At 71.2% G+C, this 25,405-nt stretch carries 20 protein-coding genes and 1 pseudogene; 12 read left to right on the top strand and 9 right to left on the bottom strand.

Translation table 11 applies throughout. The annotated features are described in order from the left end of the window. Nucleotides 1-14 precede the first annotated feature (14 nt). Genes BXY45_RS02510 through BXY45_RS02500 form a run of 3 tightly spaced genes read right to left on the bottom strand, consistent with a single transcriptional unit; the run spans nucleotide 15 to nucleotide 2,465 of the window. A complete protein-coding gene (locus tag BXY45_RS02510) occupies nucleotides 15-323 on the bottom strand; it encodes a hypothetical protein (RefSeq protein ID WP_146211049.1) in 309 nt (102 codons plus the stop codon). Nucleotides 324-338: 15 nt separating this feature from the next. Then, complete coding sequence (locus tag BXY45_RS02505; RefSeq protein WP_109772749.1) at nucleotides 339-563, bottom strand: hypothetical protein; 225 nt, start codon at nucleotides 561-563, stop codon at nucleotides 339-341. Nucleotides 564-620: 57 nt separating this feature from the next. Next, on the bottom strand, nucleotides 621-2,465 hold the full coding sequence (locus BXY45_RS02500) for a putative bifunctional diguanylate cyclase/phosphodiesterase (RefSeq protein ID WP_170131279.1): 1,845 nt from the start codon (nucleotides 2,463-2,465) through the stop codon (nucleotides 621-623). A gap of 184 nt (nucleotides 2,466-2,649) precedes the next feature. Between BXY45_RS02500 and BXY45_RS02495 the strand changes: the two genes are divergently transcribed. From BXY45_RS02495 to BXY45_RS02450, 10 genes and pseudogenes are all read left to right on the top strand, one after another. Further along, nucleotides 2,650-4,230 carry a methyl-accepting chemotaxis protein gene (locus BXY45_RS02495; RefSeq protein WP_109772747.1) on the top strand — a complete coding sequence of 527 codons (1,581 nt, stop codon included), beginning with the start codon at nucleotides 2,650-2,652 and terminating at the stop codon, nucleotides 4,228-4,230. Between the two features lie 47 nt (nucleotides 4,231-4,277). Continuing rightward, nucleotides 4,278-6,755 carry a chemotaxis protein CheA gene (locus BXY45_RS02490; RefSeq protein WP_109772746.1) on the top strand — a complete coding sequence of 826 codons (2,478 nt, stop codon included), beginning with the start codon at nucleotides 4,278-4,280 and terminating at the stop codon, nucleotides 6,753-6,755. 1 nt (nucleotide 6,756) lies between these two features. Next, nucleotides 6,757-7,221, top strand: coding sequence for a chemotaxis protein CheW (locus BXY45_RS02485; RefSeq protein ID WP_109772745.1), 465 nt, complete (start codon nucleotides 6,757-6,759; stop codon nucleotides 7,219-7,221). Between the two features lie 820 nt (nucleotides 7,222-8,041). Beyond that, nucleotides 8,042-9,040, top strand: coding sequence for a hypothetical protein (locus BXY45_RS02480; protein ID WP_119700363.1), 999 nt, complete (start codon nucleotides 8,042-8,044; stop codon nucleotides 9,038-9,040). A gap of 173 nt (nucleotides 9,041-9,213) precedes the next feature. Beyond that, on the top strand, nucleotides 9,214-10,386 hold the full coding sequence (locus tag BXY45_RS02475) for a protein-glutamate methylesterase/protein-glutamine glutaminase (RefSeq protein ID WP_109772743.1): 1,173 nt from the start codon (nucleotides 9,214-9,216) through the stop codon (nucleotides 10,384-10,386). Further along, nucleotides 10,386-11,207 carry a CheR family methyltransferase gene (locus BXY45_RS02470; RefSeq protein WP_109772742.1) on the top strand — a complete coding sequence of 274 codons (822 nt, stop codon included), beginning with the start codon at nucleotides 10,386-10,388 and terminating at the stop codon, nucleotides 11,205-11,207. Before BXY45_RS02475 ends, BXY45_RS02470 begins: the two co-directional genes overlap by 1 nt. Before the next feature lie 121 nt (nucleotides 11,208-11,328). After that, complete coding sequence (locus BXY45_RS02465; RefSeq protein WP_109772741.1) at nucleotides 11,329-11,709, top strand: response regulator; 381 nt, start codon at nucleotides 11,329-11,331, stop codon at nucleotides 11,707-11,709. Beyond that, nucleotides 11,706-12,206: a chemotaxis protein CheX gene (locus BXY45_RS02460; protein ID WP_109772740.1), complete on the top strand. Its 501-nt coding sequence runs from the start codon at nucleotides 11,706-11,708 to the stop codon at nucleotides 12,204-12,206. The genes BXY45_RS02465 and BXY45_RS02460 overlap by 4 nt, the downstream gene beginning before the upstream one ends. Nucleotides 12,207-12,275: 69 nt before the next feature. Further along, nucleotides 12,276-12,635, top strand: a pseudogene (locus tag BXY45_RS24665) (response regulator); the annotation flags it as partial. Between the two features lie 697 nt (nucleotides 12,636-13,332). Then, nucleotides 13,333-17,985 (top strand): hypothetical protein, encoded by a 4,653-nt coding sequence (locus BXY45_RS02450; RefSeq protein ID WP_109772739.1) that lies wholly within the window; start codon nucleotides 13,333-13,335, stop codon nucleotides 17,983-17,985. A 30-nt stretch (nucleotides 17,986-18,015) separates the two neighbouring features. Here the strand turns inward: BXY45_RS02450 and BXY45_RS02445 are convergent, their stop codons facing one another. From BXY45_RS02445 to BXY45_RS02430, 4 genes are read right to left on the bottom strand one after another with little or no spacing between them, the layout of a single operon-like run. Next, the gene (locus tag BXY45_RS02445) at nucleotides 18,016-18,465 is read right to left on the bottom strand and encodes a flagellar assembly protein FliW (protein ID WP_170131278.1); all 450 of its coding nucleotides are present in this window, start codon (nucleotides 18,463-18,465) and stop codon (nucleotides 18,016-18,018) included. Between the two features lie 35 nt (nucleotides 18,466-18,500). Then, entirely contained in the window at nucleotides 18,501-19,415 is a 915-nt protein-coding gene (locus BXY45_RS02440) for a flagellin N-terminal helical domain-containing protein (RefSeq protein ID WP_109772737.1), read from the bottom strand. 5 nt (nucleotides 19,416-19,420) lie between these two features. Next, nucleotides 19,421-20,824, bottom strand: a complete 1,404-nt coding sequence (gene flgK / locus BXY45_RS02435; protein WP_109772736.1) for a flagellar hook-associated protein FlgK — start codon at nucleotides 20,822-20,824, stop codon at nucleotides 19,421-19,423. A 12-nt stretch (nucleotides 20,825-20,836) separates the two neighbouring features. Further along, a complete protein-coding gene (locus tag BXY45_RS02430) occupies nucleotides 20,837-21,316 on the bottom strand; it encodes a flagellar protein FlgN (protein WP_109772932.1) in 480 nt (159 codons plus the stop codon). Nucleotides 21,317-21,523: 207 nt separating this feature from the next. Between BXY45_RS02430 and BXY45_RS02425 the strand changes: the two genes are divergently transcribed. Together BXY45_RS02425 and BXY45_RS02420 are read left to right on the top strand one after the other, a co-directional pair. Then, nucleotides 21,524-22,453: a sigma-70 family RNA polymerase sigma factor gene (locus BXY45_RS02425; protein WP_211319166.1), complete on the top strand. Its 930-nt coding sequence runs from the start codon at nucleotides 21,524-21,526 to the stop codon at nucleotides 22,451-22,453. Between the two features lie 114 nt (nucleotides 22,454-22,567). Next, nucleotides 22,568-23,704 carry an ATP-binding protein gene (locus BXY45_RS02420; protein ID WP_109772734.1) on the top strand — a complete coding sequence of 379 codons (1,137 nt, stop codon included), beginning with the start codon at nucleotides 22,568-22,570 and terminating at the stop codon, nucleotides 23,702-23,704. A gap of 34 nt (nucleotides 23,705-23,738) precedes the next feature. Here the strand turns inward: BXY45_RS02420 and BXY45_RS02415 are convergent, their stop codons facing one another. Next, on the bottom strand, nucleotides 23,739-24,836 hold the full coding sequence (locus BXY45_RS02415; protein WP_109772733.1) for a hypothetical protein: 1,098 nt from the start codon (nucleotides 24,834-24,836) through the stop codon (nucleotides 23,739-23,741). Between the two features lie 130 nt (nucleotides 24,837-24,966). Further along, nucleotides 24,967-25,284: a hypothetical protein gene (locus tag BXY45_RS23680; protein WP_211319165.1), complete on the bottom strand. Its 318-nt coding sequence runs from the start codon at nucleotides 25,282-25,284 to the stop codon at nucleotides 24,967-24,969. Between the last annotated feature and the right edge of the window lie 121 nt (nucleotides 25,285-25,405).

Raw genomic sequence — 25,405 nt, 5'->3', positions numbered from 1 at the left:
TCGCTCTTGACGGACTACTTCGTCTTGATGAGTGGGCCGAACCGTTGCCGCACGGCCTGCCGGCTGACGCCGAGGACCGCGCCGATGGCAGCCCATGAGGCGCCTGCCGCTGCGGCGGACTGAACGGCCTCGAAGAGAGCGACGTCGGCCCGGTGTGACGCAGCCACAGCGTCTTCCAAACGGGTCATGGGATTGTCGGGACGGCTGACATGGGTCGGGTCAATGGTTGCGTCGTCATCACCCTGCGACTCAAGGCGGCGGGCGGCGGCCAGGATCTCGTCGGTGTCTTCGACGATCTCGTGTCCGGTGGTGATGTGGGTCATCGTGATCACCTCGTCTCAGAGCAGCCGCAGGTACTTGCGGCGGGCGGGCATGGCGTGGATGACGGTCACATGGCCATGGAGGGTCAAAATCCCGACTTCCAGGAGGGTGCCGTCTTGGCCAGGGCGGAGCAGCATGGTCACGTCGTCGTCTTGATCGATGCGGCGCATGGCGAACCGGGCTGCGTGCTCGATGTCCTCGGGAGTGACCCCGTGGCGCAGCGCGCTCGCAGCGATCCTCACGTGACAACCATCGGCGACACGGCTGCGTTTGACAAGAAAAGTTGTCGAATTGCGACGCTAGCGACGCGGAGCCGCGCCGCCAACAGCCCCTGAGGTGAAGGCGCCAACCCCGCCGAGCGCGCGGGTGCCGACCAGCAGCTCCTGCGCCACGTCAGCCGGCACCGGGCGCGAGAGCAGGTACCCCTGCGCCTTGTCGCAGCCCAGCTCGGTGAGCATGCGGAGCTGGCTGGGCGTCTCGACGCCCTCGGCGATGGTCGTCAGGCCCAGGGCGGAGGCGATGTCCAGTACAGCCCGCACGAGGGCCAGCGCTGTCGCGTCCTGCCCCAGCCGGGAGATGAAGGCCTGGTCGAGCTTGACGACGTCGACGGGCAGCTGGTGCAGGTACGACAGCGACGACGATCCGGTGCCGAAGTCGTCCAGCGCGATGCGCACGCCGAGGTCGCGCAGCGTCTGCAGGCGCCGGGCCGCGCCGTCCAGGTCGAGCATCATGGCCGTCTCGGTGAGCTCGAGGGTGAGCAGCTCCGCCGGGAGGCCCGTACGGTCCAGCACCTCGCGGACGCGGCGCACGAGGTCGACGTCGAGCAGCTGCTGCGGCGAGAGGTTGACGCTCGTCGTCCACGGCCGTGATCTGTCGAGGCCGTGCCAGGCGGCGGAGCGCGCGGCCGCCTGCTCCAGCACCCGCAGCCCGATCGGGCGGATGAGGCCGACCTCCTCGGCCACCGGCACGAAGTCGGCGGGGGAGACGAGCCCGCGCTCGGGGTGCTGCCAGCGCACGAGTGCCTCGAAGCCGGCCACCGTCGAGGGGTCGCTGAGCAGCACGTACGGCTGGTAGTGCACCAGCAGCTCACCGGCGCCGGGTGTCCCGGCCAGCGCGGCGCGCAGCTCGTCAGCCGTGCGAGAGCGCTCCACGGCGACCTCGCGCAGGCACGGCGTGTACATCGCCGAGCGGACCTCGGAGGTGCCCGCTGACGTCGTCGTCTGGGCCGAGTGCAGCGCCAGGGCGGCGTCGCGCAGCACGTCCTCCGCCGTCCTGACGTCGCCGGGGCGGTGCAGCACCGTGCCCGTGCAGGCGGTGAGCACGACGGTCGCCCCGTCCACGTCTACCGGCTGCTCCACCACCTCCAACAGCCGCCGCGCGATCGCCGCGGCGGTCGCCTCGTCGGTGGCATGGTCGATGACGACGGCGAACGTCGACCCGCCCGCGCGGTAGACGGACTGACCGCTGCGCACCGCAGCCGACAGGCGCAGTGCGGTGGTGCTGATGACGAGCTCGCCGACGCCGTGGCCGATCGTCGCGTCGATGACGTCGACGCCGTCCAGCTCCAGCTTCACCACGGCCAGCGGGGCGCTGCGGGGGGTGGTCAGCGCCGCGTCCAGCTGATGGCTCAGCAGGGCACGGTTGCCCAGCCCGGAGGCGGGGTCGTGCGTGGCTCGGTGCTCCAGCTCCTCGGTGAGCCGGCGCAGGCGCTCCTGTTCCGCCACGAGCGCGTCGAGCATCCTGTCGAACTGGTCGCCCACGAGCACGAGCTCGTCCCGCGGCGGTCGCGTCGGGTCGGTCGTGACGCCGACCCGCGCCGACAGGTCACCGTCGGCAACGCGCCGAGCGACCTCCGCGAGGCGCCGCGTCGGACGACCGACCACCGCCACGAAGACCACCCAGAGGACGACGACGGCGAACGCCGTCCCCGCAGCGGCACCCCAGGAGAGGCGGTCGCTCACCCGCTGGCAGTCGGATGTCGTGCAGGTGAGGTTCGCCAGACCGACGTCGAGCACGAGAGCTGCTCCGAGGCACAGCGCCACCACCGGGCCGGCCACCTTGACCACCAGGGGGGTCTGGGTGCCGGCGCGACGCAGCGGCCACGGGGCTCGCTGGCGTAGCGGGGAGCGCATAGCCGAAGTCATCGGTACGAGCATGATCCCCGTTGAGGAGTGGTGGGGCCGATCGAGGCGTCGGCCATCCGGGAGACCGCACGTTCGGTGACCGGGCACTACTCCGTGCGCCGACCTCCTCAGGTCCGACCCACTGGCAGCCGATGAAGAGCTTGCAGTCCTCCGGAGTCGAGGACCGAAGTGGAGGTGTAGCACGATGTCTCAGCGCTTTGCCAACCTGAAGATCGCGGTCAAGCTCGCAATCATGCTGGTGTCGAGCGTGCTGCTCGTCGGCGTCATCGTCGTGGCGGCCGTGGTGCAGCTCATGGACGCTCAGGAGCGCACTGAGGCAGTCAACTCCCAGCTCGACTCCGTGTCGGATATCGCGAGTGTGCGCGCCGGCATGCTGACCGTGCGCACTGACGTGCTGCTCGTCGCCCTCGCCGATTCTGACAAGAAGCAGGCGGCGGCGGACCTTCTCGCGAAGGACGTCGAGGTCCTCAGCGAGGCGTGGAAGACCTACCAGGACAGTGCCCCGCAGGCCACCGAGGCTGACCGCACGGCCCTCTGGGACGCCGTCGGCGCCTGGGGCACGGTGCGGGATCAGTCCGTGAAGCTGGCCGTGGCCGGCGACACCGCCGGGTACAGGGCCCTGCGTGACAGCAAGGTCACGCCGGCGGCGGACGCCGCTTTCACGGCCCTCGCCAGCGTGCTCAAGGCAGAGGCCACAGCAGCTGACCGCCTCGTCGTCGCCGGCAAGACGGAGTACCGGCAGAGCCTCGTCGCCTTCGGCGTGATCGCCGTCACCGGCCTGCTGCTCGTGATCCTGCTCGGGGTGGCCATCAGCCGCGGCATCACCCGCCCGTTGAGCCGCGTGCTGACGGTCGTCCTGGCGATGGCCGACGGTCGCCTGGACCAGCGCACCGGCATCACGAGCACGGACGAGGTCGGCCAGCTGGCCGCCGCCACCGACAGCTCGTTGGACAAGCTCTCCGGCGTCGTGCGGGACATCGGCCTGCGCGCCGACCACGTCTCCGAGGCCTCCGCGAACCTCACCACGGTCTCGTCCCAGCTGTCCGCGGGCGCGGAGGAGTCCTCGGTGCAGGCGAACCTCGTGGCCGCCGCGTCGGAGGAGATCTCCTCCTCGATGTCGACCATCGCCGCTGCCGGTGAGCAGATGACGTCCGCCATCGGCGAGATCGCCTCCTCCACCGCGACAGCCGCTCAGACCGCCGCCGACGCGGTGAGCACGGCCGAAGAGGCCAACGCGATCCTCGTGCGGCTCGGCACGTCCTCACGAGAGATCGGCGAGGTGGTCAAGCTGATCACCTCCATTGCCGAACAGACCAACCTGCTCGCGCTCAACGCGACGATCGAGGCCGCCCGGGCCGGTGAGCTCGGCAAGGGCTTCGCCGTCGTGGCGGGCGAGGTCAAGGAGCTGGCCCGCCAGACCGCCCAAGCTACCGACGAGATCGTCGGGAAGGTCTCCGCCACCCAGGCGGACGCCGCTGACGCCACCGCGGCGATTCAGCAGATCAGCGAGGTGATCGCCCGCATCGACGCCCTCCAGGCGACGGTGGCCTCGGCGGTGGAGGAGCAGTCGGCGACGACGGCGGAGATGGTCCGCTCCGTCACCGAGGTCTCCGCTGGCACACAGGAGATCAGCGCCAACATCAGCGGGGTGGCCACGGCTGCCGCGCAGACCACCGCCGCGTCGTCGGAGACGACGACGACGGCCAGCGACCTGGCGCGCACCGCTCACGAGCTGCGGGCAGCCGTCGGCTCGTTCCAGCTCTGACCCCCCCCACGCACAAGCGCACGAGACAGAGAGCAGGAGGAAGCCGCATGGACGGCATGGATGAGATCATCGGCGAGTTCCTCGTCGAGAGCTACGAGAACCTCGACCAGCTCGACAGGGACCTGGTGGCCCTGGAGCAGGAGCCTGGCTCGCGAGAGCTGCTGGCGAGCGTGTTCCGCACCATCCACACGATCAAGGGCACCAGTGGCTTCCTCGCCCTGAGTAAGCTCGAGAGCGTCGCGCACGTGGGCGAGAACCTCCTCGCCAAGCTGCGCGACGGCGTGATGGTCATGAACCCGCCCACCGCCGACGCGCTGCTGGCGATGGTCGACACCATCCGCCTGCTCCTGGGCAACCTGGAGGAGCAGGGCTCCGAGGGTGACGTCGACGTCACCGCCACGGTCGAGCAGATCAAGGCCGTGCTCGAGGGCCGTGGGCCGGCAGCGCCCGCCGCTGCGCCGGCTGCTGCACCCGCTGCCGAGGTCGAGGCGCCTGCTGCCGAGGCTGCGCCCGTGGCTGACGCCGCTGACGCGCCGGCTGCTGCGCCCGCCGTCGAGGCTGCCGCTGAGCCGGTCGTGGAAGCGACTGCTGAGGTCGACGTGCCCGCCGAGGTGCCCGCCGCCGAGCCGGAGCCCGCAGCTGCTGTCGAGCCGGCTGTCGAGTCCACTCCGGCACCCGCTCCTGCCCCGGCCCCTGCCCCGGTGGCTGCCGCCCCGGCCCCGGCCCCGGCTCCCGCTCCCGCTCCCGCTCCTGCCCCGGCTCCGGCCGCTCACCCGCCGGCCGCGGAGGGTGAGCACCGCCGCAGCGCTGCGGACTCCTCCATCCGCGTGGACGTCGACGTCCTCGACGACCTCATGCGCCTCACCGGCGAGCTGGTGCTGGCCCGCAACCAAATCCTGCGCCAGGTCGCCATCCTTACCGATGACCTGGAGCTCACCCGCGCCGCGCAGCGCCTGAACCTCATCGCCGGTGAGCTGCAGGAGGGCGTCATGAAGACGCGCATGCAGCCCATCGACGCCCTGTGGGCCAAGCTGCCGCGCGTCGTCCGTGACCTGGGAGCCACGTGTGGCCGCCAGGTCCGCCTGGACATGATCGGCCGCGAGACCGAGCTCGACAGGACGCTGCTCGAGGCCGTGAAGGACCCGCTGACGCACCTCGTGCGCAACGCCGTCGACCACGGCATCGAAGCGCCCGCGGACCGTGAGGCCGCCGGCAAGCCCCGCGAGGGTGTGCTGCGTCTGGCCGCCCGTCACGAGAGCGGCCAGGTCGTCGTGGAGGTCTCCGACGACGGCAAGGGCATCGACCCCGACATCATCGGCCCCTCGGCCGTGCGCAAGGGCGTCGTCACCCAGGAGCGCCTCGACCGTATGGCGCCGAACGACGTCCTCCAGCTGATCTTCGCCCCCGGATTCTCCACCGCCGCTGCCGTCACCAACGTCTCCGGCCGTGGTGTGGGCATGGACGTGGTGAAGACCAACGTCGAGGCGATCGGCGGCACCATCGAGGTGGAGTCGACCAAGGGCCGCGGCACCACCTGCCGGCTCCGGATCCCGCTGACGCTGGCGATCATGCCCGCGCTCACCGTGGTCTCCGGGCCGGAGCAGTACGCGATCCCGCAGGTCAACCTGCAGGAGCTCGTGACCCTCGACGTCGAGGCCGACCCCCGCCTCATCGAGGAGGTCGGCGGGGCTCCCGTCTACCGCCTGCGCGGTGAGCTGCTGCCGCTGGTGAACCTCGCCGACGTGCTGGGCGTCACCTCCGGCACGCGCGACGGTGGCCGCATCACCATCGCCGTCCTCGCCTCCGAGGGTCGTCGCTTCGGTCTCGTGGTCGACAAGGTGCTCAACACCGAGGAGATCGTCGTCAAGGCGCTCGGCAACCAGCTGAAGGCGGTGGGCCTGTTCTCCGGGGCCACCATCCTCGGCGACGGCGCCGTCGCGCTGATCCTCGACGTGCAGTCGCTGGCGCGTCGCGCCATGCGCGGCATCTCGGCGGAGCGCCTCGAGGCCGAGCGCTACGAGCACGCCGACCAGGTTGCCGGCGGCGGTGACCGGCTGCTCGTGGCCGGCATCGGCGGCGCGCGCCAGGTGGCGATCCCGCTCGACATGGTCACCCGCCTGGAGCGCATCCCGGCGAAGACCCTGGAGGTGGTGGGCTCCCGCGAGGTGGTCCAGTACCGCGGCGAGATCCTGCCGATCGTCCGTCTGGACAGGTTCCTCGGCGCCTATGCGGAGGCGGACCGCGAAGACCTCGAGGTCGTCGTCTACGCCGACGCGCACCAGGGCGGCCGCAGTGTCGCCATCGTGGTCGAAGCGATCCTCGACGTCGTCGACGGCGCCAGCGCCTCGGTGCTGTCGGACATCGACGACCACGGCCTGCTCGGCTCGGCGGTCATCGCCGGTCACGTGACCGAGATGCTCGACGTGAGGGCCGCGATCCTCACCGCCGACCCCGGGTTCTTCTCGCACAGCGCCCTCGGCGCCCAGCTGGATGGCGCCCTCGGCGCCGACGTGGTGGAGGTCTGACATGTCTGGCTTGACGAAGACGAAGCCGAACGCCGCCACCGGTGCGGCCGCCGCCCGCCTGCTCACCTTCGAGCTGGCGGGAGGCCTGTATGGACTCGAGGTCGAGCACGTGCAGGAGGTGCTGCGGGCCCAGAAGGTCACTCGCGTGCCGCTGCACGGCGCCGCGATCGCCGGGCTGATCAACCTGCGTGGTGAGGTGGTCACGGCCATCGACCTGCGGGCGCGCCTGTCCCTGGCGCCCCGGCCCGAGGGCCAGGACGCCGTGAACATCGTCGTGCGGCTGCACGGCGAGTCGATCAGCCTGCTCGTCGACTCGATCGCCGACGTCGTCGAACTCGACGACCGCAGCTTCGAGCCCGTGCCCGACACCCTCGACGGTGACGTGCGCGAGCTCCTGCGCGGCGCGTACAAGACCGAGGGCCGGCTGCTGCTGGCGCTCGACGTGCAGCGCGCCGTCGCCGGCTGACAGTTCTGACGACGACGAAAGGCCCCCGCCCTCCCCAGGGCGGGGGCCTTCCGTCGTCCCCCGCCGTGATCATGGGCGTCCGAAGCACTTTCAGCCCGTGATCATGGGCTTCCCGCGCACTTCCCGCCGGGGCCTCTCTGGGGTCGGTGCAGAGGTTCCGCACGTCGCATCGGGATGCCGCGCCCTGATGAGAGCCCAGCAGAAAGCGCCCCTTCGCCGCAGTTGACGCCCCATCAGTCGGCGTGATGGGGCGTCAACTGCGGCGAAGGGGCGCGAACTGCATCTGGGCGGGGTCCTCAGCGTCATGGAGGCGCCCGCTCGGCCCCATGGACTCCCGGTGAGCCCCATTGGCCGGGGTTGACGGTTCCGTAGGTGCAGCAATGTGGCCGCAGGTGTCGGAATGGCGTCTCGATTCCGACACCTGCGGCCGGATACTGACATCGTGGGCCGGCTTGAGTCGGTGGTGGGCTCGGCGAAGCGGTCGGTGGCTGGCCGACATGGCGTGAACTCGCTGTCGCCGAGGTGGCCAACCGCCCGTGATCGATCCTGTTGCGAAATGGCCATTCCGGGCCCTTCGGCGCATGAGGGCAAAGCTCTGACCTGCGGTGATTCTCAGCGCAGGTCGCCTCAGATCGCATTTCGCAACAGGCTCGATCACGGCGATGGGTGGCGGACGCCCATGATCACGCCCTGGGGTGGCGGACGCCCATGATCACGCCCGGGGGTGGGGGGCGAGAGTCGTCACGCTGCGTTAGCGCGTCTGGGTGAGACCACGCTCCGAGCGGTGGTCGTGGCTGAGAGTGACGGGCAGACTCCGTCCATGCCGTACACCCTCACCAGCGCCGCCACTCTCGGTTACGACCTCGTGCGGCTTCCGGGAGGGCGCCAGGCGGCGGGCGTCGTCGTCGCCGCCCTCCGTAGTGGCCCCTCGGAGTGGGGACTCCTGGCCGCACACCACCCGCTGCGCACCTCCGACCCTTCCAGCGACCCGCTGTCCGCCGCCGACGACGCCGCGAGCGCTCGTGAGCTGGCCGAGCAGGCTCCCAAGCTCTCGGAGATGAACCCGGTCGCCACGGCCCCCGCCGAGGGCCCCACGGGGGAGCAGGTGCGCCTGGCGGCCCTCGCCGAGCACCTGCGCAGCTCCATGGTCGGCAGTGCCGCCTCCCTGGAGCGTCTGATCCGCGAGCAGGCGCTCGACCCGGCCGACCCGTCCTGGCCGACCGACCACCCCGACGGGCCCGACGGCGCCGCTCTCGACCGGGCGTTGGCCGCCGACGTCCTCGCGGACGCCGCCGTGGCCGCGTACGCCGCCCGCCAGCTGCCGCGCTTGCTGCGTCGTCGTCTGTCGGAGCCCTACGAGCGCGCCGTCGCCGGGGCGGTGCCCGGCACGTTCGACGTCGCCCCCGACCCCGCCGTCCCGTGGGGACCCGCCCTATCTGAGCTGCTCGTGTCGCTGCGCGAACTCGACGCGGCGGGCCGGCAGCGGTGGCGTCGCGCCGTCGAGGCCGGACGTGCCCACGGTCGCGGCGCAGCCGGTGCCGGCGCAGAGCAGCGCAGCTGGACCCTCGCCATGCACGACGCGTGCTGGGCCGCGCACACCTCCGGCCGCATCGAGGCTGCCGCCGCCGCGCAGATGCTGGCTGTCCAGGCCTTCCTCGACGGGGGGTTCACTCCCGACGACGGCGCCACGGGCGCCTGGAACGCCGTCGCAGGGTGCGTGCAGGCGGCCCTCGTGGGCGATCTGCTCGGTGAGGAGTCGCTCGAGGTGCTCTCCCGTCCGTGGACGGTCGTGACAGGTCAGGCTCCCGTGGGTCGCTGACCAGCCTTCCCGTGCTCGCCCAGCGCTCTCCCAGCACGCGGTGAGCACGGGCTAGCCACCCGCTCGGCGGACAGCTGGCACAAAGTCGAACGGACTGCTCAACTCCCCGGGGTCTTCCGCCGATCCCCTCAGTACGCCGCACCGTGGGGCGTCCTGAAGTGGGGAGGCTCCGCGTGACGCCGGTCAAGGTCCTGGTGGTTGACGACTCAGTCGTCATCCGCAAGATCGTCACTGACTGTCTGTCGGGTGACCCTCAGGTCGAGGTCGTCGGGACCGCCTCTAACGGGCGGCTCGCCCTGGGCAAGATCACCGCGCTGAAGCCTGACGTGGTCACCATGGACATCGAGATGCCCGAGATGGATGGCATCTCCGCGGTCAAGGAGATCCGCAAGTTCAACAAGCGCTTGCCGATCATCATGTTCAGCACGCTCACCGAGCGCGGCGCCAGCGCCACGCTGGAGGCCCTGAGCTCGGGTGCGTCGGACTACGTCACCAAGCCGGCCAACGTCGGCAGCGTGCAGGCCTCCATGGCGCAGGTGCGCGAGGAGCTGCTGCCCAAGCTGCTGGCCCTCACCGGCCGCACCCCCTCCGTCGCCGGTGCTCCCGGTGCCGGTGGCGCGGGTGGCCACGCTGGCGCTGCCGCAGCTGGCGCCCCGGCCCCCGTCACCCCGACCGTGGTGCCCGCACCCCGCAACGGCGCCGTCCGCCAGCCGGCCGTCCTCGTCATCGGCTCCTCCACGGGGGGCCCCGAGGCGCTCTCGGCAGTGCTGCCGAAGCTGCCCCGCAACCTCCCCGTGCCGGTGCTGCTGGTGCAGCACATGCCGCCGGTGTTCACCACGCAGTTCGCCGCGCGCCTCGACAGGCTGTGCGCCCTCGACGTCGTCGAGGCCAAGGACGGCACGCCGCTCAAGCCCGGCACCATCCACCTGGCTCCTGGTGACTGGCACCTCACGGTGTCCGGGGACAAGCGCGACCGGCGCACCGTGCTGACCCAGGGCGCCCGCGAGAACTTCTGCCGGCCCGCCGTCGACCCGCTGTTCCGGTCCGCGGTGGACGCCTACGACGGCGGAGTGCTCGCCGTCGTCCTCACAGGTATGGGTTCTGACGGCAAGGCCGGCGCGGGGCGTGTGCGCGCCGCGGGCGGCTACGTCATCGCCCAGGACCGGGAGACTTCGGTGGTCTGGGGCATGCCCGGTGCCGTCACCACCGCGGGCTTCGCCGACGAGGTCGTGCCCCTGGGCTCCGTCGCCGACGCCATCATCCGTCGCCTGCCTCGCCAGCCCCTGCCCGCCTCCGCGGGTTCCACCGCGTTCCCGACCCCCACGTCCACCCCCGGAGGTGTGTGATGACGCTCGCCGCAGCGGACTTCTCCTTCGTCTCGGACCTCGTCCGACGTGAGAGCTCCATCGTCCTGGCGCCCGGCAAGGAGTACCTCGTCGAGGCGCGCCTGCTGCCCCTGGCCCGCAAGGCCGGTGCCGCCGGTGTGTCCGAGCTCGTGGAGAAGGCCCGTCGCCACCCCGACCGCGCCACCACGCAGTCGATCGTCGAGGCGCTGACCACGAACGAGACCTCCTGGTACCGCGACGGAGACCCGTTCTCCCAGCTGGGCACCACGGTCTTCCCGCAGCTGCTCGCCGCGCGGCCCGCGGGCGAGAAGCTGCGGATCTGGTCGGCGGCGTCGTCCAGTGGCCAGGAGCCGTACACCATCGCGATGGTCGCCTCCGAGACCATCCCGGGCGGCAGCTCGCGTGTGGCGATCACCGCCACCGACCTGTCGACGGAGATGGTGGAGCGCACTCGCGCCGGCCGCTTCAGCCAGCTCGAGGTCAACCGCGGCCTGCCCGCCCCCATGCTCGTCCGGCACTTCACCCGCGCCGGCGCCGAGTGGGAGGTCGCGGCTGCGCTGCGCGCCATGGTCACCGCGAGCCAGCTCAACCTCGCGCAGCCGTACCCGCGGATGGGCCCGTTCGACGTGGTCTTCCTGCGCAACGTGCTCATCTACTTCGACGTGCCCACCAAGCAGGACATCCTGCGCCGGGTTCGCACCCTCATGCGCCCCGACGGCTGGCTGTTCCTCGGCGCGGCGGAGACCACCCTCGGCGTCGACGCCGGCTGGGAGCGCGTCGCTCTCGGCCGCACCTCCGCGTACCGGCCCATCGCCGGCTGACCCGTCGGCTGATTCCCCATCTGACTCACCGGCCGACTGGTCGACTGACCGGCCGGTTGACATGACCAACCACACCCCCTCGCGCCGACCGGCGCGGGGATCCACGGAAAAGGGGAGTGCAGTGCACGCTCTGGTGATCGACGACTCGCGCGCGATGCGCCGGATCGTCGGCGGCATCCTCAGTGACCTCGGCTACGAGGTCGAGCAGGCCGGCGATGGTCAGGAGGCGCTCAACGTGCTGGAGGCGGGGCGCGTCCCCGACCTGGCCTGCGTCGACTGGAACATGCCCGTCATGGACGGGTTGTCCTTCGTCAGCGCCGTGCGGGCCAACCCGGCCTGGCGCGACATGACGCTCATGATGGTGACCACCGAGAGCGAGCACGGGCAGATCGTCCGTGCCCTTGCCGCCGGTGCTCACGAGTACCTCATCAAGCCGTTCACGCCCGACGCCCTGCGCGACAAGCTGTCGCTGCTCGGCCTGGTGCCGGTGGAGGTGCCGTGAGCGAGCACCTGCTTGAGGCGACCACGCAGGACGGGGCCTGCACCCTGTCCGCCGCGGAGCTGCTGCCCGAGGAGTCGGTGCGCGCGGTGGCCGAGGAGATCTGGCTGTCCTTCATCGGTGAGGAGGAGTTCCTCATCCCCCTGGACGGCGAGGCTCCGGCCAACCCGTTCAGCGCCTGGGTCGGCATCGACGGTCCGTGGCGCGGTCGCGTGGTCATCACGTGCGACGAGAGCGTCGCGCAGGACCTCACCCGCTGCCTCCTCGGTGAGGAGACCGTCGGCGAGCTGTCCCAGGACGACGTCGAGGACGGCTTCGGCGAGCTCGCCAACGTCGTCGGTGGCGGCCTCAAGGCCCTCCTGCCGGAGGCCTCGCGGCTGACCCTGCCGCTGGTCGGCGCCAACCCGCCCGCCCACGGCGAGGACATGTTCGTCATCCAGAGCATCTGGCGCGGGCAGAGCGTCGACATCGTCATCTCCAGCGTGCCGCTGCAGTACTGAGACCCGACCTAGCACCATCCCGCTGTACCCGCCCGCCCATCCGATCACCACGACCCGAGGAACCCCACCGTGAAGATCCTGATCGCTGACGACAGCCGCGTCATGCGGCAGATCGTGATCCGCACCCTGCGTCAGGCCGGCTTCGACGACCACGAGGTCATCGAGGCGGAGAACGGCCGCGACGCCTTCGAGAAGGTCAGCTCCGAGGCTCCCGACCTCCTGCTGTCCGACTGGAACATGCCCGAGATGACCGGCATCGAGTGCCTGCGCGCGCTGCGCGCGTCGGGCGCCGACGTGCCGTTCGGCTTCGTGACCTCCGAGGGCAGCGAAGAGATGCGCTCCGCCGCGGCCGCCGCGGGCGCGCTGTTCCTCATCGCCAAGCCGTTCTCCGCCGACACGTTCGAGGCGGCCCTCGGGCCGGTGCTCGGTGGCGGCAGCGCCAGCGCCGAGCTGGAGCACGTCACCACCACCGGCACCGGCGCCACGCAGCTGCCGGTGGCGAAGGACGCGCGCGACATGCTCGAGGGCCTCCTCAACAAGGAGTGCACCTTCGCCGACGGCAACCGTCCCTCGGGCAACGTCGGCGTCGTCGGCACCTACGTCGACTCGACCACCAAGCTGCGCGCCGTGGTCGCGTTCGACCTGCCGATGGCGGCGTACATCGGCGCGGCCATCGGTCTGCTGCCCCCGGGCGCCGCGGCGGACGCCGTCGACGACAAGGAGCTGTTCCCCAACCTGCGCACCAACGCAGCCGAGGTGCTCAACGTCATGGCGGCGCTGTTCAACGTCGGTGACGCCGCGCACCTGAAGCTGTACTCCCACCACGCGCTCGGCGAGCAGATCCCCACCGACGTCATCGGCCACCTGACCGCTCTCGGTGGTCGCGTGGACTGGGCCGTGTCGGTCAAGGGCTACGGCACGGGAACGCTGTCGATCGTCCTCGTCTGAGGTCCCGTCGCAGGTCGAACACCGGGCCGGGCGGGTCCAGGACGAGCGGGGGAGGGGGTCGGGCCTACGGGCCCGGCCCCCTCTTCTCGTGCCTTCGACAAGGGCATCGAAGATCGGTGACAGGCCGACGACGACGGAAGTCCCACACTCCGCGCTCTCCCAGTGTCACGATCCGTGCATGGACAGCGACCGCACCGGGCGTCACGCCCCGCTGTCCCCGTGGAACACGCGGGACGGCTACGGCAGCGGACTCGACGACGTCGACTTCCTGGCTGATACCGACGGATGCGGTGGATGCGGGGCCTGCCCCGAGTGCACAGGCTCCATGCCGGCCGTTCCGCGACAGCGCCGCCAGCCCGTCATCGACCTTCGCGACGGCGTCCGCCAGCCTGAACCGGTCGCGACCCCCACCAGCTACGAGCACGCGGCGATGCTGCTCGACCTCGCTCAGGGGCGGGCCGACCAGGTCAGGGCCCAGGCCGAGGCAGAAGCCCGCACCGTGCTGGCCCGCGCTGCCGAGGAGGCCGCCGAGGCGCGCGCCCGTGCCGCGGCGGAGGCCGCCGACGTGGTCCGCGCCGCCGAGGCCCGCGCTGCCGAGGTGGTCGGGGATGCCGAGGCCCGCGCCGGGGCGAGTGCAGAGGAGCGCGCTCGTGCTGCCGAGGAGGCCGCCGAGCTGCGTGCCCGTGCTGCCGAGGAGGCCGCAGCCGAGCGTGCTCGTGCTGCCGAGGAGGCCGATGCCGAGCGTGCTCGTGCTGCCGAGGAGGCCGCCGAGGTGCTGCGGGCGGCGGAAGCCCGCGCGGAGGAGATCCTCGAAGAGGCCGAGGCTGACGTCCACGCCGGCGCCGAGGCCAGCGCTGCCGAGCGCGCCCGTGCCGCCGAGGAGGCGGCCCAGGTGCTGGAGGCGGCGGAGGCCCGCGTCGCTGAGAGCTTTAGCGCGCTCAACGCCGTCCACTCCCAGCACGCCGAGCTGCGCGAGCAGGTGACGCTGCTGCGCACCGACCTCGGCGCCCTGCGTGACCGCCGTCAGCGCGTCAGCGCGCAGGCGCTGGCGCTGCAGGACCGCATCAGCGTGCTGCGGTCGATCGCCGACGTCGTCATCAACGAGGCATCTCAGCGGGCGTCACGCCTCACGGACGACGTCGTCGGCGACCTGCGGGATGTCCAGCGCCGACGCGAGCGGGCCGAGCTTGACCGCGACGCGGTGCGCACCGAGTCGATCAGGCTCGTCGTCCGGGCCGAGGAGCAGCGCGACCAGGCCCTCGCGGAGGCGGAGCGTCTCCGCGCCCAGGCCGTGGCACGTGCCGCGGAGGCGGCTGACGCCGCTGACCGCGCCATGGCTCAGGCCCGTCAGGACTCGCGCCAGCTGCTGGCCGACGCCGAGGAGGACGCTCACCGGCTGCGCGCCGAGGCCACCTCGCTGGCAGAGCAGCTGCGCGCGGAGGCCGAGCTGCTGCGTGCGGAGGCCGAGGTCCTCCGCACCGACGCCGCCGTCGAGGCTGAAGCCATCCGCGTGGAGGCGGCCACCGCCTCGGCGCAGGAGAAGGCCCGGGTCCGTGAGGAGCTCGACGCCGAGCGCGCTGCGGTGCTGCAGTCGCTGGACGCCGACCGCGAGCGGGCCCAAGAAGACCTCGAGCGTCTGCTCTTCGCTGCCCGCAGCGAGGCGGAGGTGCTGCTGGAGCGCGCCCGCGCCGAGTCCGAGCAGCTGCTGGCCACTACGCGGTCAACGGCTGAGGGGCAGGTCGAGGCTGCGCGTCAGGAGAGTGCGGCTGTTCGGGCTGAGGCCGAGCAGGTGTTGGCGGCGAGTCGTGTGGAGGCTGAGGCGCTGCTGGAGTCGGCGCGCCTGGAGGCTGAGGCGCTGCTGGAGTCGACGCGGTCGAGTGCGCAGGAGCAGTCGGAGGTTTCGCGTCAGGAGAGTGCGGCTGTTCGGGCTGAGGCCGAGCAGGTGTTGGCGGCGAGTCGTGTGGAGGCTGAGGCGCTGCTGGAGTCGGCGCGCCTGGAGGCTGAGGCGCTGCTGGAGTCGACGCGGTCGAGTGCGCAGGAGCAGTCGGAGGTTTCGCGTCAGGAGAGTGCGGCTGTTCGGGCTGAGGCCGAGCAGGTGTTGGCGGCGAGTCGTGTGGAGGCTGAGGCGCTGCTGGAGTCGGCGCGCCTGGAGGCTGAGGCGCTGCTGGAGTCGACGCGGTCGAGTGCGCAGGAGCAGTCGGAGGTTTCGCGTCAGGAGAGTGCGGCTGTTCGGGCTGAGGCCGAGCAGGTGCTCGCCTCGAGTCGCGTCGAGGCCGAGGCGCTGCTCGAGCGTGCGCGTGCGGAGTCCGACGCGCTGCTGGAGTCGACGCGTTCGAGTGCGCAGGAGCAGTCCGAGGCAGCCCGTCTGCAAGGGCTGGCCGTGCGGGCCGAGGCCGAGCAGGTGCTCGCCTCCAGCCGCGCGGAGTCCGAGGCCCTGCTGGAAGCGGCTCGCGTCGGGGCGAAGAAGCTACTCGAGTCGGCGCGGGACCAGGCAGAGGAGCTGCTGGCGGCGTCGCGCTCCACTGCCGAGGAGCAGACCGAGGCCGCTCGCCGGCAGGGTCTCGTCGCGCGTGGCGAGGCGGAGCAGCTGCTAGCCACGGCTCGTGTCGAGGCTTCGACGCTCCGCGAGGAGGCCACGGCCGCGGTCGCACGGGCGCGCGCCACCGCCGTCGAGGTCCGCGCCGAAGCCGATCACCTGCTTGCCGGCGCGCGCGAGCACGCCACCACGTCACGCAACCACGTCCAGGCGCTGCGCGACGACGTCCAGCGTGACGCCGAGGAGGTGCTGCAGGCGGCGCGCGCCGCGGCGAACCTGCTCCAGGCGGAGGCTGATCGAGACCGCGAGCGTGCCGTCCAGCTGGTGGCTGAGGCTCGCGAGGAAGCCGACCGTCTCTGGCGCATCGCTGCCGATGACGCCGACGGGCTCAACGCAGACACCGTGCAGTTGGCCGACCAGGTTATGGCCGATGCGCACGTGGAAGCGGACAAGATCGCTGCCTCTGCCGCTGCTGCCGCCGCGGAGATCCGTGCCGCAGCACACCTCGATGCCGACAAGATGCTTGCTCGCGCCCGTGAGCGCGGGGCTGCGCTCCTCAAGGACGCCGAGGGGGCCCGTGAGGCGGTCGAGGCGGGGGCCGCTGCCGCGGCCGAGGCGCTCGTCGAGGGCGCTCGCGTTCAGGCTCAGCAGCAGGTGCAGCGCATGGTGCGCGAGGCAGCTGCGATCCGTGAGCAGGCCGAGGAAGAGGCCGAGCAGGCCCGCGCGGAGCTCGCGCAGGCTCGCGTGGAGCTCGGGCGTACCGAGGCGGAGGCCGAGCAGGTGCGTCAGCGCGCCGAGGCCGAGGCCGAAGAGGTCGTCGCCAAGGCGATGTCGCAGGCGGGGGAGCTGCGCGCCGAGGTCGCCCGGCTCAAGGAGCGCGCGCACGCTGCCCTGCAGCACGCGGAGGCCGAGGCTGCCGCCGTACTCGTCCGTACCCACGGCGATGCCGAGCAGGTCATGCGGGACGCGCACGAGGATGCCTCGCGGGTCATGACCGCTGCCGCGCAGGACGCTGCACGTGTGGTGGCCGAGGCGGAGAAGCAGCTCGCGGACACCCTGGAGCGGGCCGAGGCCCTCACCGCCGAGGCTGATCTGCAGCGCGTGCAGGCCGCCGAGCAGGTCGCAGCGATGCTCGCCGACGCTGACCAGCGCAGCCACGCCGACGCCGCCGAGCACGCGCGAGAGGTGCGGGAGCGCCTCCACGCGCTGCGCGAGCGCGCCAATGCACGCGTCGCCCAGCTGCTGGCCGCGGCGGAGGACGACGCTGCGGCGGTGCGTGCTGCTGCGGAGTCTGAGGCGGCGGGTCTTCGTGCTGAGGGTGAGGCGGAGCTGGTTCGTGCCTCGCAGGAGGCCGTGGCGGTGCGTGGGGCTGCTGATGACGACGCTGCGGCGGTGCGTGCTGCTGCGGAGTCTGAGGCGGCGGTTCTTCGTGCTGAGGGTGAGGCGGAGCTGGTTCGTGCCTCGCAGGATGCCGCCGGCGTGCGTGCTGCTGCGGAGTCTGAGGCGGCGGTTCTTCGTGCTGAGGGTGAGGCGGAGCTGGTTCGTGCCTCGCAGGAGGCCGTGGCGGTGCGTGGGGCTGCTGATGAGGATGCTGCGGCGGTGCGTGCTGCTGCGGAGTCTGAGGCGGCGGGTCTTCGTGCTGAGGGTGAGGCGGAGCTGGCGCGCGCTTCGCAGGAGGCGGCCGATGCGCTGGCTGCTGCGCAGGAACGCGCCGATGAGATCCTCGACGAGGCAGCCACGCTGCGCAGCGAGTCCCGCGAGGAGGCTGACGCCGTCCTGGTCAGCGCCGAGCAGCGGGCGTGCGAGCTCCTGGACGAGGCCGCGCGTCTGCGCGCGGACTCGAAGGCGCACGCCCTCGCGGTCCGTGAGGCCGCTGAGGAGGAGGCCGAGGAGCTCCGGGCCCAGGCCGAGGAGCAGGTCGAGGCTGCCGCACACGCCCTCTCCGCCGCCCGCGCGGAGGCGGAGCGCATCCTGCACGAGGCGCTCTCAGAGGCTGCCGCCTCGAGCGAGCGCGCTGCTGCTGAGCAGGCCGCAGCCCAGCAGCTGCGCACCGAGGCCGAGAGTGACCGCGCCGCTGCCCGCGCCGAGCGCGACGAGCTGCTCGCCGACGCCTCAGCGGCGGCCGCCTCGCTGCGTGAGGAGGCCGCCGCTGAGGCAGAGCGGATGCGTGAAGAAGCGAAGGCCGCGCTGGCGCGCGCCGCCGCCGACGTCGAGGCCATCCGGGCCCGGCACCTGCGCATTCTCAGCGAGTTGTCGGACCTGTCGGGTTCGGCGTCGTCCCTCGCCGCGGGCTGACCCGCGGCGAAGGACGAGCGGAAGACGGCGTCAGCCGGCCAGCGGCTGGCGCAGCGGGTAGTCGCTGCCGGTCAGCACGATCTGGGCCGCCGTGCCGCTGTTGGGGTTGATGAGGATCGGCGCGAGCAGGTTCACCGTGGCCTCCTCCAGGGACTTCGCCCCGGCGGCGTTGACCACGTTGAGGATGATGCCGTCGTCACCGGTGGGCAGGCCCACGGCGGCGCGGGAGACGGCGTCCATCTTCGGGGCGTACCCGTCGAAGACGGCGTCCGGCGCGAGCAGGAGCAGGCTCACGTCGTTGTCCTCGAGGCTGCGCAGGGAGAAGAGCGGGCTGTCAGCCTCGACCTGCTCCAGGGCGAACCGGGTGAGGTGCTCCAGACCCAGCAGGGGCGCTGAGAAGCGGACCTCGGGCGCCGAGGCGGCGTCGTCGGTGCTCTCGATCACGGACACCTGGTCCTCCGTGGTCTCCTGAACGCTCATGCTCGTCATCGTGACCGTACCCCCCGTTGTGACCGTCATCGAATGAAGTCCATCAGGCTCGTCTGCAGCGTCTTCGCCGTGACCTGCAGCGCCGCGTCGTACGCGGTCTTCTGCGACTGCATGGCGATGACAGCCTTCGGGAAGTCGAGGTCCTGCACGTCGGAGAGCTGCTTGGTGAGCTCCACGTCGCGGTCGGCCACGGCGTTCTGCGCAGCGGTGACCCGGTTGTAGCGAGCACCGACCTCGGTCAGGGCCGTGGTGACGGTGGACTGCCGGTCCTGCAGCTGGCTGTACAGCGTGCGGGTGGTGGCGTCGTCACCGGAGCGGATGGCGGCGGCCAAGCCCTCCAGAGTCTTGAAGACGGACGTCGCTCCGTCTCCGAAGACGTCCCTGCCGTCGGTGTCCACGCGCACGCTGTCGTTCGGACCGATCTGGCGCATGACCGTGCCGAGACCGATCGTTCCCCAGGTGAACGTCTGAGTCGGAGCCGTGCCCGTGGCCGTGACCGCGTCACCGGTGGCGGTTCCGGCGAAGAGGTTACGGTCGGAGTAGGTGCTGTTGGCCATCCCCTTGACCGCGGACAGCACACCGTCGACCTCCGCCGCGAGCGCAGCCCGCGACGTCGTGTTCTGGGTGCCGCTGTTGAGGGCCTGCATCGCACGGTTGGTCGCGACGTTGAGCTGGGACAGCGTGGACTGCAGCGCCCTGTCGGTGGCGCCGAGCCAGGCGAGCCCGTCGTTCGCGTTCTTGCCGTACTGCTCGTTGTCGCGCTGCAGCGTGCGCAGGCGCAGCGCGTCGACGGTGCCGGTCGGGTCGTCCGACGGCCTGTTGATGCGCTTGCCCGTCGACAGCTGCTCGCTGAGTGTGGCCATCGCCGACAGGTTGCTCTGCAGGTTCGCGAGCGACTGCTCCTGGATCGTGCGGTGGGTGACGCGGCTAAGTCCGCTCATGTCCGTTACCTCCCGACCAGACCGGTCTTGTTGATGAGGGTGTCGAGTGCCTCGTCCACGGACGTGAGCACTCGGGCAGCGGCCTGGTAGGCGCGCTGGAGTGTGAGCAGGTTGGCGGTCTCCTCATCGAGGGAGACGCCGGTCTCGGACTGCTTGGACGAGACCGAGTTGGCTAGCGTCGCGGCCGTCGCCGTGGTACGGGAGGTGGCGCCGGCGGCGTCGGCTCCGAGCTGGGAGACGTAGGTCGTCCAGAGGCTGTCGGGGCTTCCCGTGGCCTTGCCGAGCGTGCTCATGGCTAGCGCGACCGACGCGTCTCCGGCGCCCTTGGTGTCGGTATTGCCGGTCCGCAGGGTCGACGTCGTCACCGCGACGGACAGGCCGGTCGCGCCGGTGCCGCTGGTGGAAAAGAAGACGGGCACCGTGGCGCCGTCAGCGGCGACCTGCGTCGCGGCGTAGGCGGTGTTGACCACAGACTTGACCGTGTTGGCGACGGTGTCGTACTGGGCGGCCGCCGTGTCCAGCGTGCCGCCCACCCGCAGGGCGTCGAGCACGCCGGCCAGCTGGCCGCCGCGGACCGAGGCCACGGAGCCGTCGGTGAACTTCAGCGACGGCGAGCCGGTCGGCGGCAGCGTGTTGGTGGTGGTCGGGGCGCTCATCGCGACGGTGTAGGAGGAGCCGCCCTGAACCAGAGCGTTGGACCCCAGGTAGACGTCCACCACGCCGTTCGGCGCCTGAACGGTGGTCGCGCCGGTCAGCTCGGCGAGGCGGACCACGAGCTGGTCGCGCTGGTCCATCAGCTCGTTGGCGCTGTTGCCGGCGGCGACCGCCGTCTTGATCTGCTGGTTGAAGGTGGCGACGGCCTGGGCGGTGGCGTTCACCTCGTTGGCGATGGAGGTGGCCTGTGTGCGCTGGTCGTTCCACATCGCCACGATGCCGGCGTAGCCGTTCTTGAGGGAGTTGGCGACGTTCTCGGCGGAAGAGACCACCACGGAGCGCGCGGCGTCCTTGTTGGTGCCGGTCGCGTTGCTAGCCAGGTTGGCGAACGCTGACCACATCTTCGACAAGCTGCCGGCCAGGGCCGTGTCGCTGGGCTCGCCGGTGAGGTCCTGAAGGGTATTGAGGGTGTCAGCGCGGGAGGCCAGGTCAGCGTGCAGGGACGTCTGGGAGCGCACCTGGGCGTCCCAGAAGGCGCTGGCCAGCCGGCTGACGCCGGTCAGCATGACGCCATTGCCACCCTGCTGCCCGGTGGTCATGAGACCGACGGCCGTGGTGGCCGGCTGGAGGTCCACCCGCTGACGGGTGTAGCCCGGCGTCGCCACGTTGGCGATGTTGTTGCCCGTGACGTCGAGGGCCTTGCGGGTCGCCTGCAGCGCGGACAGCGCCGTCGACAGGCCGGAGAAGGAGCTCATGGGTGGGGTCCTCTACAGGGATCGGTCGACGAGGTTGGCGGGGGCGGCAGAGGTCGTCCGTCCCGTCGGGGCGTAGGTTTCGAGTGTCCCGTTGATGCTCAGGAGCGTCTCGTGGGTGGCCCGCGCAGCGGCGGAGAGGATGATCCGATTGCTCTCGGACAGGCGCCGGATCTCATCCGTCACCTCGACCAGGGCATCGCGGTGGGCGAGCAGCAGCTCGCTCCACGGCTCCCCAGCGGCGGTTGCTAGGTCCTTGAGGCTCGGGTTGGGGCCCAGGCCGACAGACTCGGCGTAGGCGTCCACCTCGACGGCGCGCAGGAGCTCGCTCTGGCGCACCTGCTCCAGCACGATCTCCACCTCACGGGTGGCGTGAGCCACCCAGCGGGTGCGTCCGCTGTTGAGCACCAGCTGCTCCTCCTCGAGCTTGAACAGCAGTAGGTCCAGCTGCTCTCGCTCGCGCCACAGCACGTTGGACACTTCGGCGACGCCCACGAACACCCCCTTGGAACTTTCGGTCGGGTCTTCCTCGCCAGTCCATCGGCGGTGACCCCCCGTCCCTGAGGGTTCTGCGGTCCGCTCACCTCGTCACGGGGCGGACCACACCGTTCTCTCGGCTCTCACTGCTCGTTCCCGAGGCTACGGAGGCGCGTGTGACCCGAGTGGCTCAAGGAAGTCACCCGGGCGGCCGAAACACTCTCCGTGAGCAACTCAGCGAGCACCCCAGCCAGCCGGCCGCGCCGGTCGGGCCGTGAGGTGGACGAGCTTGTCCGCGCCCACCTGCCCATCGTCGGGTATCAGGTCAGCGAGACCATGGCTCGACTTCCCGGGCACGTGCTGCGTGACGACCTTGTCTCCGCCGGCATGGCGGCGCTGGCGCAGGCCGCGATGAGCTACGACGCCGAGACGGGCGTGCCCTTCAGCCGCTACGCCACGTTGCGTATCCGCGGGGCGCTACTCGACGAGCTCCGCTCTATGGACTGGGCTCCTCGTGGTGCCCGCACCCGCACGCGGCAGCTCGCCGTCGCGGAGGAGACGCTGGCCGGCCAGCTCGGGCGCAAGCCCGAGCGCGCAGAGCTGGCGGCGGCCCTGGGGTGCTCGCCGGAAGAGCTGGACGCCGCCCGCGCCACCACCGAGCGGGCGCTCGTGAGCATGGACGCCTACGACGGCGTCGTTGCCGAGGTGCTGCCCCACGAGGGTCCCGGACCTGAGGAGCACCTGCTGCAGAACGAGCAGGTTCGTTACCTGCATGCGGCCATCGAGTCGCTGCCCATGCGGCTGCGCACCGTGGTGCAGGCCCTGTTCCTCGAGGACCGGTCGGTGGCCGAGGTGGCCGCTGAGCTCAGCGTCACCGAGTCGCGGATCAGCCAGCTGCGCACCGAGGCGCTGCAGCTCATGCGCGACGGCATGAACTCCGCTCTCGAGCCATCGCTGGTGACGCCAGCCGAGCGGCCCGGGGGAGTGGTGGACCGCCGCCGCCAGGCCTACTTTGCGGCCGTTGCTGCCCATGCGGCTGTCATGCCGGTCGCAGCCCTGCCCGAGACGGCCGAAGCCGTTGTGCGCGGCCCCGTGCCGGCAATCCCCGCTCCGGCCGCACCGGCCGAGCCCGGCACCTGGGCCGCGCTGGCCTGAGGTCCCCCAAGCAGCAGCGGTGGTCTCGTGACTTCCCCACCGAGACCACCGCTGCCACCAACCTCCTCCAGCTAATATCTAAAAGATCTAAAAGGGTCTAAAGCTGGAGGGCTCGTGGCTTCCAATCCCTTCACCCCGTCCTTCGGGGTCTCCCCGCCGCTCCTCGTGGGGCGCGATGCTGAGCTGGAAGCCGTTGCTGAGTCTCTTGACGGCGGCCCCGGTTCGCCAGCGCGAGCGACGCTCTTCACGGGCGTCCGAGGATGCGGCAAGACTGCTCTGCTCAACGCCGTGGAGGATCTCGCCCGGAACCGGGGCTGGCTCGTCGTTTCGGAGACGGTGCGCCCGGGAGTGGCCCAGCGCATCGCCGACACGCACCTCACCGCCCTCCTCGCGCAGCACACTGACGAGGCTGTGCGGCGCCGTCTCACCCAGGCAAGCGCCTCGGTCTTCGGAGTTGGCGGTGGCGTCACCCGACACCACGAGGACCGCCACCCTGTCGCGGCGTCGCTCCGGTCCAGGCTGGATGAGCTCACCGAGGCCATCGCCCCGCGCGGCAGCGGAGTGCTCATCTCGCTCGATGAGGTCCACCGGTCGGCCATCACTGACCTTCGCGAGCTCGCGCACACGGTCCAGCACGCCTTTCGAGAAGGCCGCGAGGTCGCATTGGTCGCTGCGGGGCTGCCCTCCGCTGTCACGGACCTGCTCAACGACGACGTGCTGACGTTCCTACGTCGTGCTGAGCGGTTCACCCTGGGCAAGGTGCCGGCGTCTGACGTCGCTCGCGCCCTGCGCGAGCCCATCGAGTCGTCGGGCCGGGCCATTGGCGATGACGCCTTATCGCTGGCCGTCGAGGGCACGCAGCGTTACCCCTTCCTTGTCCAGCTCGTGGGTTTCCACTCGTGGAGAGCCGACCCAGGCAGCACCGAAGTGACCGCGGAGCATGTCCGTGAGGGAATCGAGCGGTCGGTGCGACGCGTCGGCCACCTTGTGCATGAGCCCGCCCTCTCATCGCTGTCAGCGGTCGACAAGTCGTTCCTCGCTGCCATGGCTGTCGACGACGGCCCTTCAGCGATGGGTGTGATCGCTCAACGTCTCGGTGTCGACGCCACGTACGCCAGCCAGTACCGGCTCAGGCTGATCGCCGCAGAGCTGATCGAGCCGGTCGGCCATGGCAAGGTCGACTTCACGCTGCCCTATGTCCGCGACTACCTGCGTGAGCACGCCGCGACCGAGGCGCTCGGACCGCTCTGACGAAGCCGGCGGGGAATCGCCCGCGGCTGCGGGCTCACCAGTTGAGGGCGGACCCGGCGTTCAGCGCGGAGTTCTCGGAGGCTGTGGCCGCTGGACGTGCCCATGTCTCGCGTGACAGCACGTCGAGTACGGCCACCCACAGGTCGAGCAGGACGTCGCCGTCGACGTCCTCCGGGTCGGAGATCAGCCGAGGCCCCGGCGCCCATCGCGGTGTGCCGGCCACCACCAGCCCCACCTCCTCGGCGATGCGCACCAGACGCGAGGAGTGAGGGGCTTCCTCGGGAGATCGCGGGCGCTGCGCTGCCGTCGTCTCGCCCGTGATGTGGACGAGCGCGGTGATGTCCGCGGGAACCAGGCCGCCGCGCGTCGTCGTCGTCCTGCCGATGAGCCAGTGGCTCACCGTGAGCAGGTGAGCCAGCAGTTCGGAGTCTCGGGCCACGAGGATCGCCGCGAGCCGGTTGGCGCCGCTGAGAGCGGCCATGGCGGCGGCGACGCCCAGCTCGGGGCCAGGTCTGTCCAGCATATCGTCCAGCACTTCGGTGCTGGTCGCCGTCCGCTCGCCGTGGGGGAGCGGTTCGACGAAGACCGCGATGCCATCGGCGGCGAACAGCTCACCGACCAGCAGCCCAGGCTGCTCCGTGGCGAGGTGACCGAGGATCGGTTCCCGTTGGGCGGGTGAGAGCTGGGTGAACCGTGCGGCCCACCGGTCGGTGGCCTGGGGATCGCGCAGGTCGACGCCGTCCTCGCGCATGGCGGCGTAGATCGTCTTGGCCAACATCCAGCGAGACCTGTCGGTGATGGCCTCCGGGAAGGTCTCCCCCTCTCTGTCGAGTTCCTTCTGCAGGGCAGCAGGGCGAGCGCTGCCGGGGTGCAGCGTGTCGCGCGTTGAGAGGTCGTCCAGGTAGGCGCGCAACGCGGGGACGGCGTGCGCCGGCAGGTCGCAGTAGTCGACAAGCCGGGTGGCGGTCAGCTCCAGGACGGCCCTCACATCACCGGCACGCCAGCGGCGCGGGTTGTCGGCGTGCAGGTGCACCCGCCGCCCGTCGAGCAGTTCCCACAGGCAGTCTCTGCAGACCTCCCGGTGGCGGGAAGAGACATCGTCGACGACGACGTCGACGGGGTCACGCAGCACGGCGCAGCAACCTAGGCCTCGCGGGACGCGACCCACGTCGGCCTAGGGCCGATGAAGGCGCGGCCACCCTCGAACCGGCTCCGCTCCAGCTCGGCGACCTGCTCCAGAAGGAGCAGCCAGCGGTGGCGGTTCATCCCGTATCGGCGCGGAGGAGCACGGCCATGAGGTCAGCCGTGTTCGGTGCCCCCACACGGCGGAGTGCGGCAAGAGTCGAGGCGTCGGTCGCGCCAGGGAGTCGCGACACCGCAAGTCGGTGTGCGGCGAGCATGCCGACCGGGAACTCGGCGACAAGGTGGGCCAGCAGGGCGTCCGCCGACATGGGTCGGATGCCGAACTCCGCCATCACGTCGGTCGGGAAGTCCTTGAGGTTGTCGGTGCAGAGCACGTCGGCGTCGACGGCGACCGCGGCCGCGAGCACATGTCGGTCACCCTCGTCAGGCAGACTCACGTGAGCGACAGCGACTTCGGAGTCACTGAGCCTTTGCCACTAGGACTTTGAGTGGTGACGCTGCGTCACACGGTGCGGTGGTACTCCAGGTGCAGCACCACCAGCGCTGCGGCGACGATGG

Origin of the sequence: Quadrisphaera granulorum (genome assembly GCF_003149145.1) — a bacterium.
GTDB classification, from domain to species: domain Bacteria; phylum Actinomycetota; class Actinomycetes; order Actinomycetales; family Quadrisphaeraceae; genus Quadrisphaera; species Quadrisphaera granulorum.
This window is presented reverse-complemented; position numbering and strand designations above follow the sequence as displayed.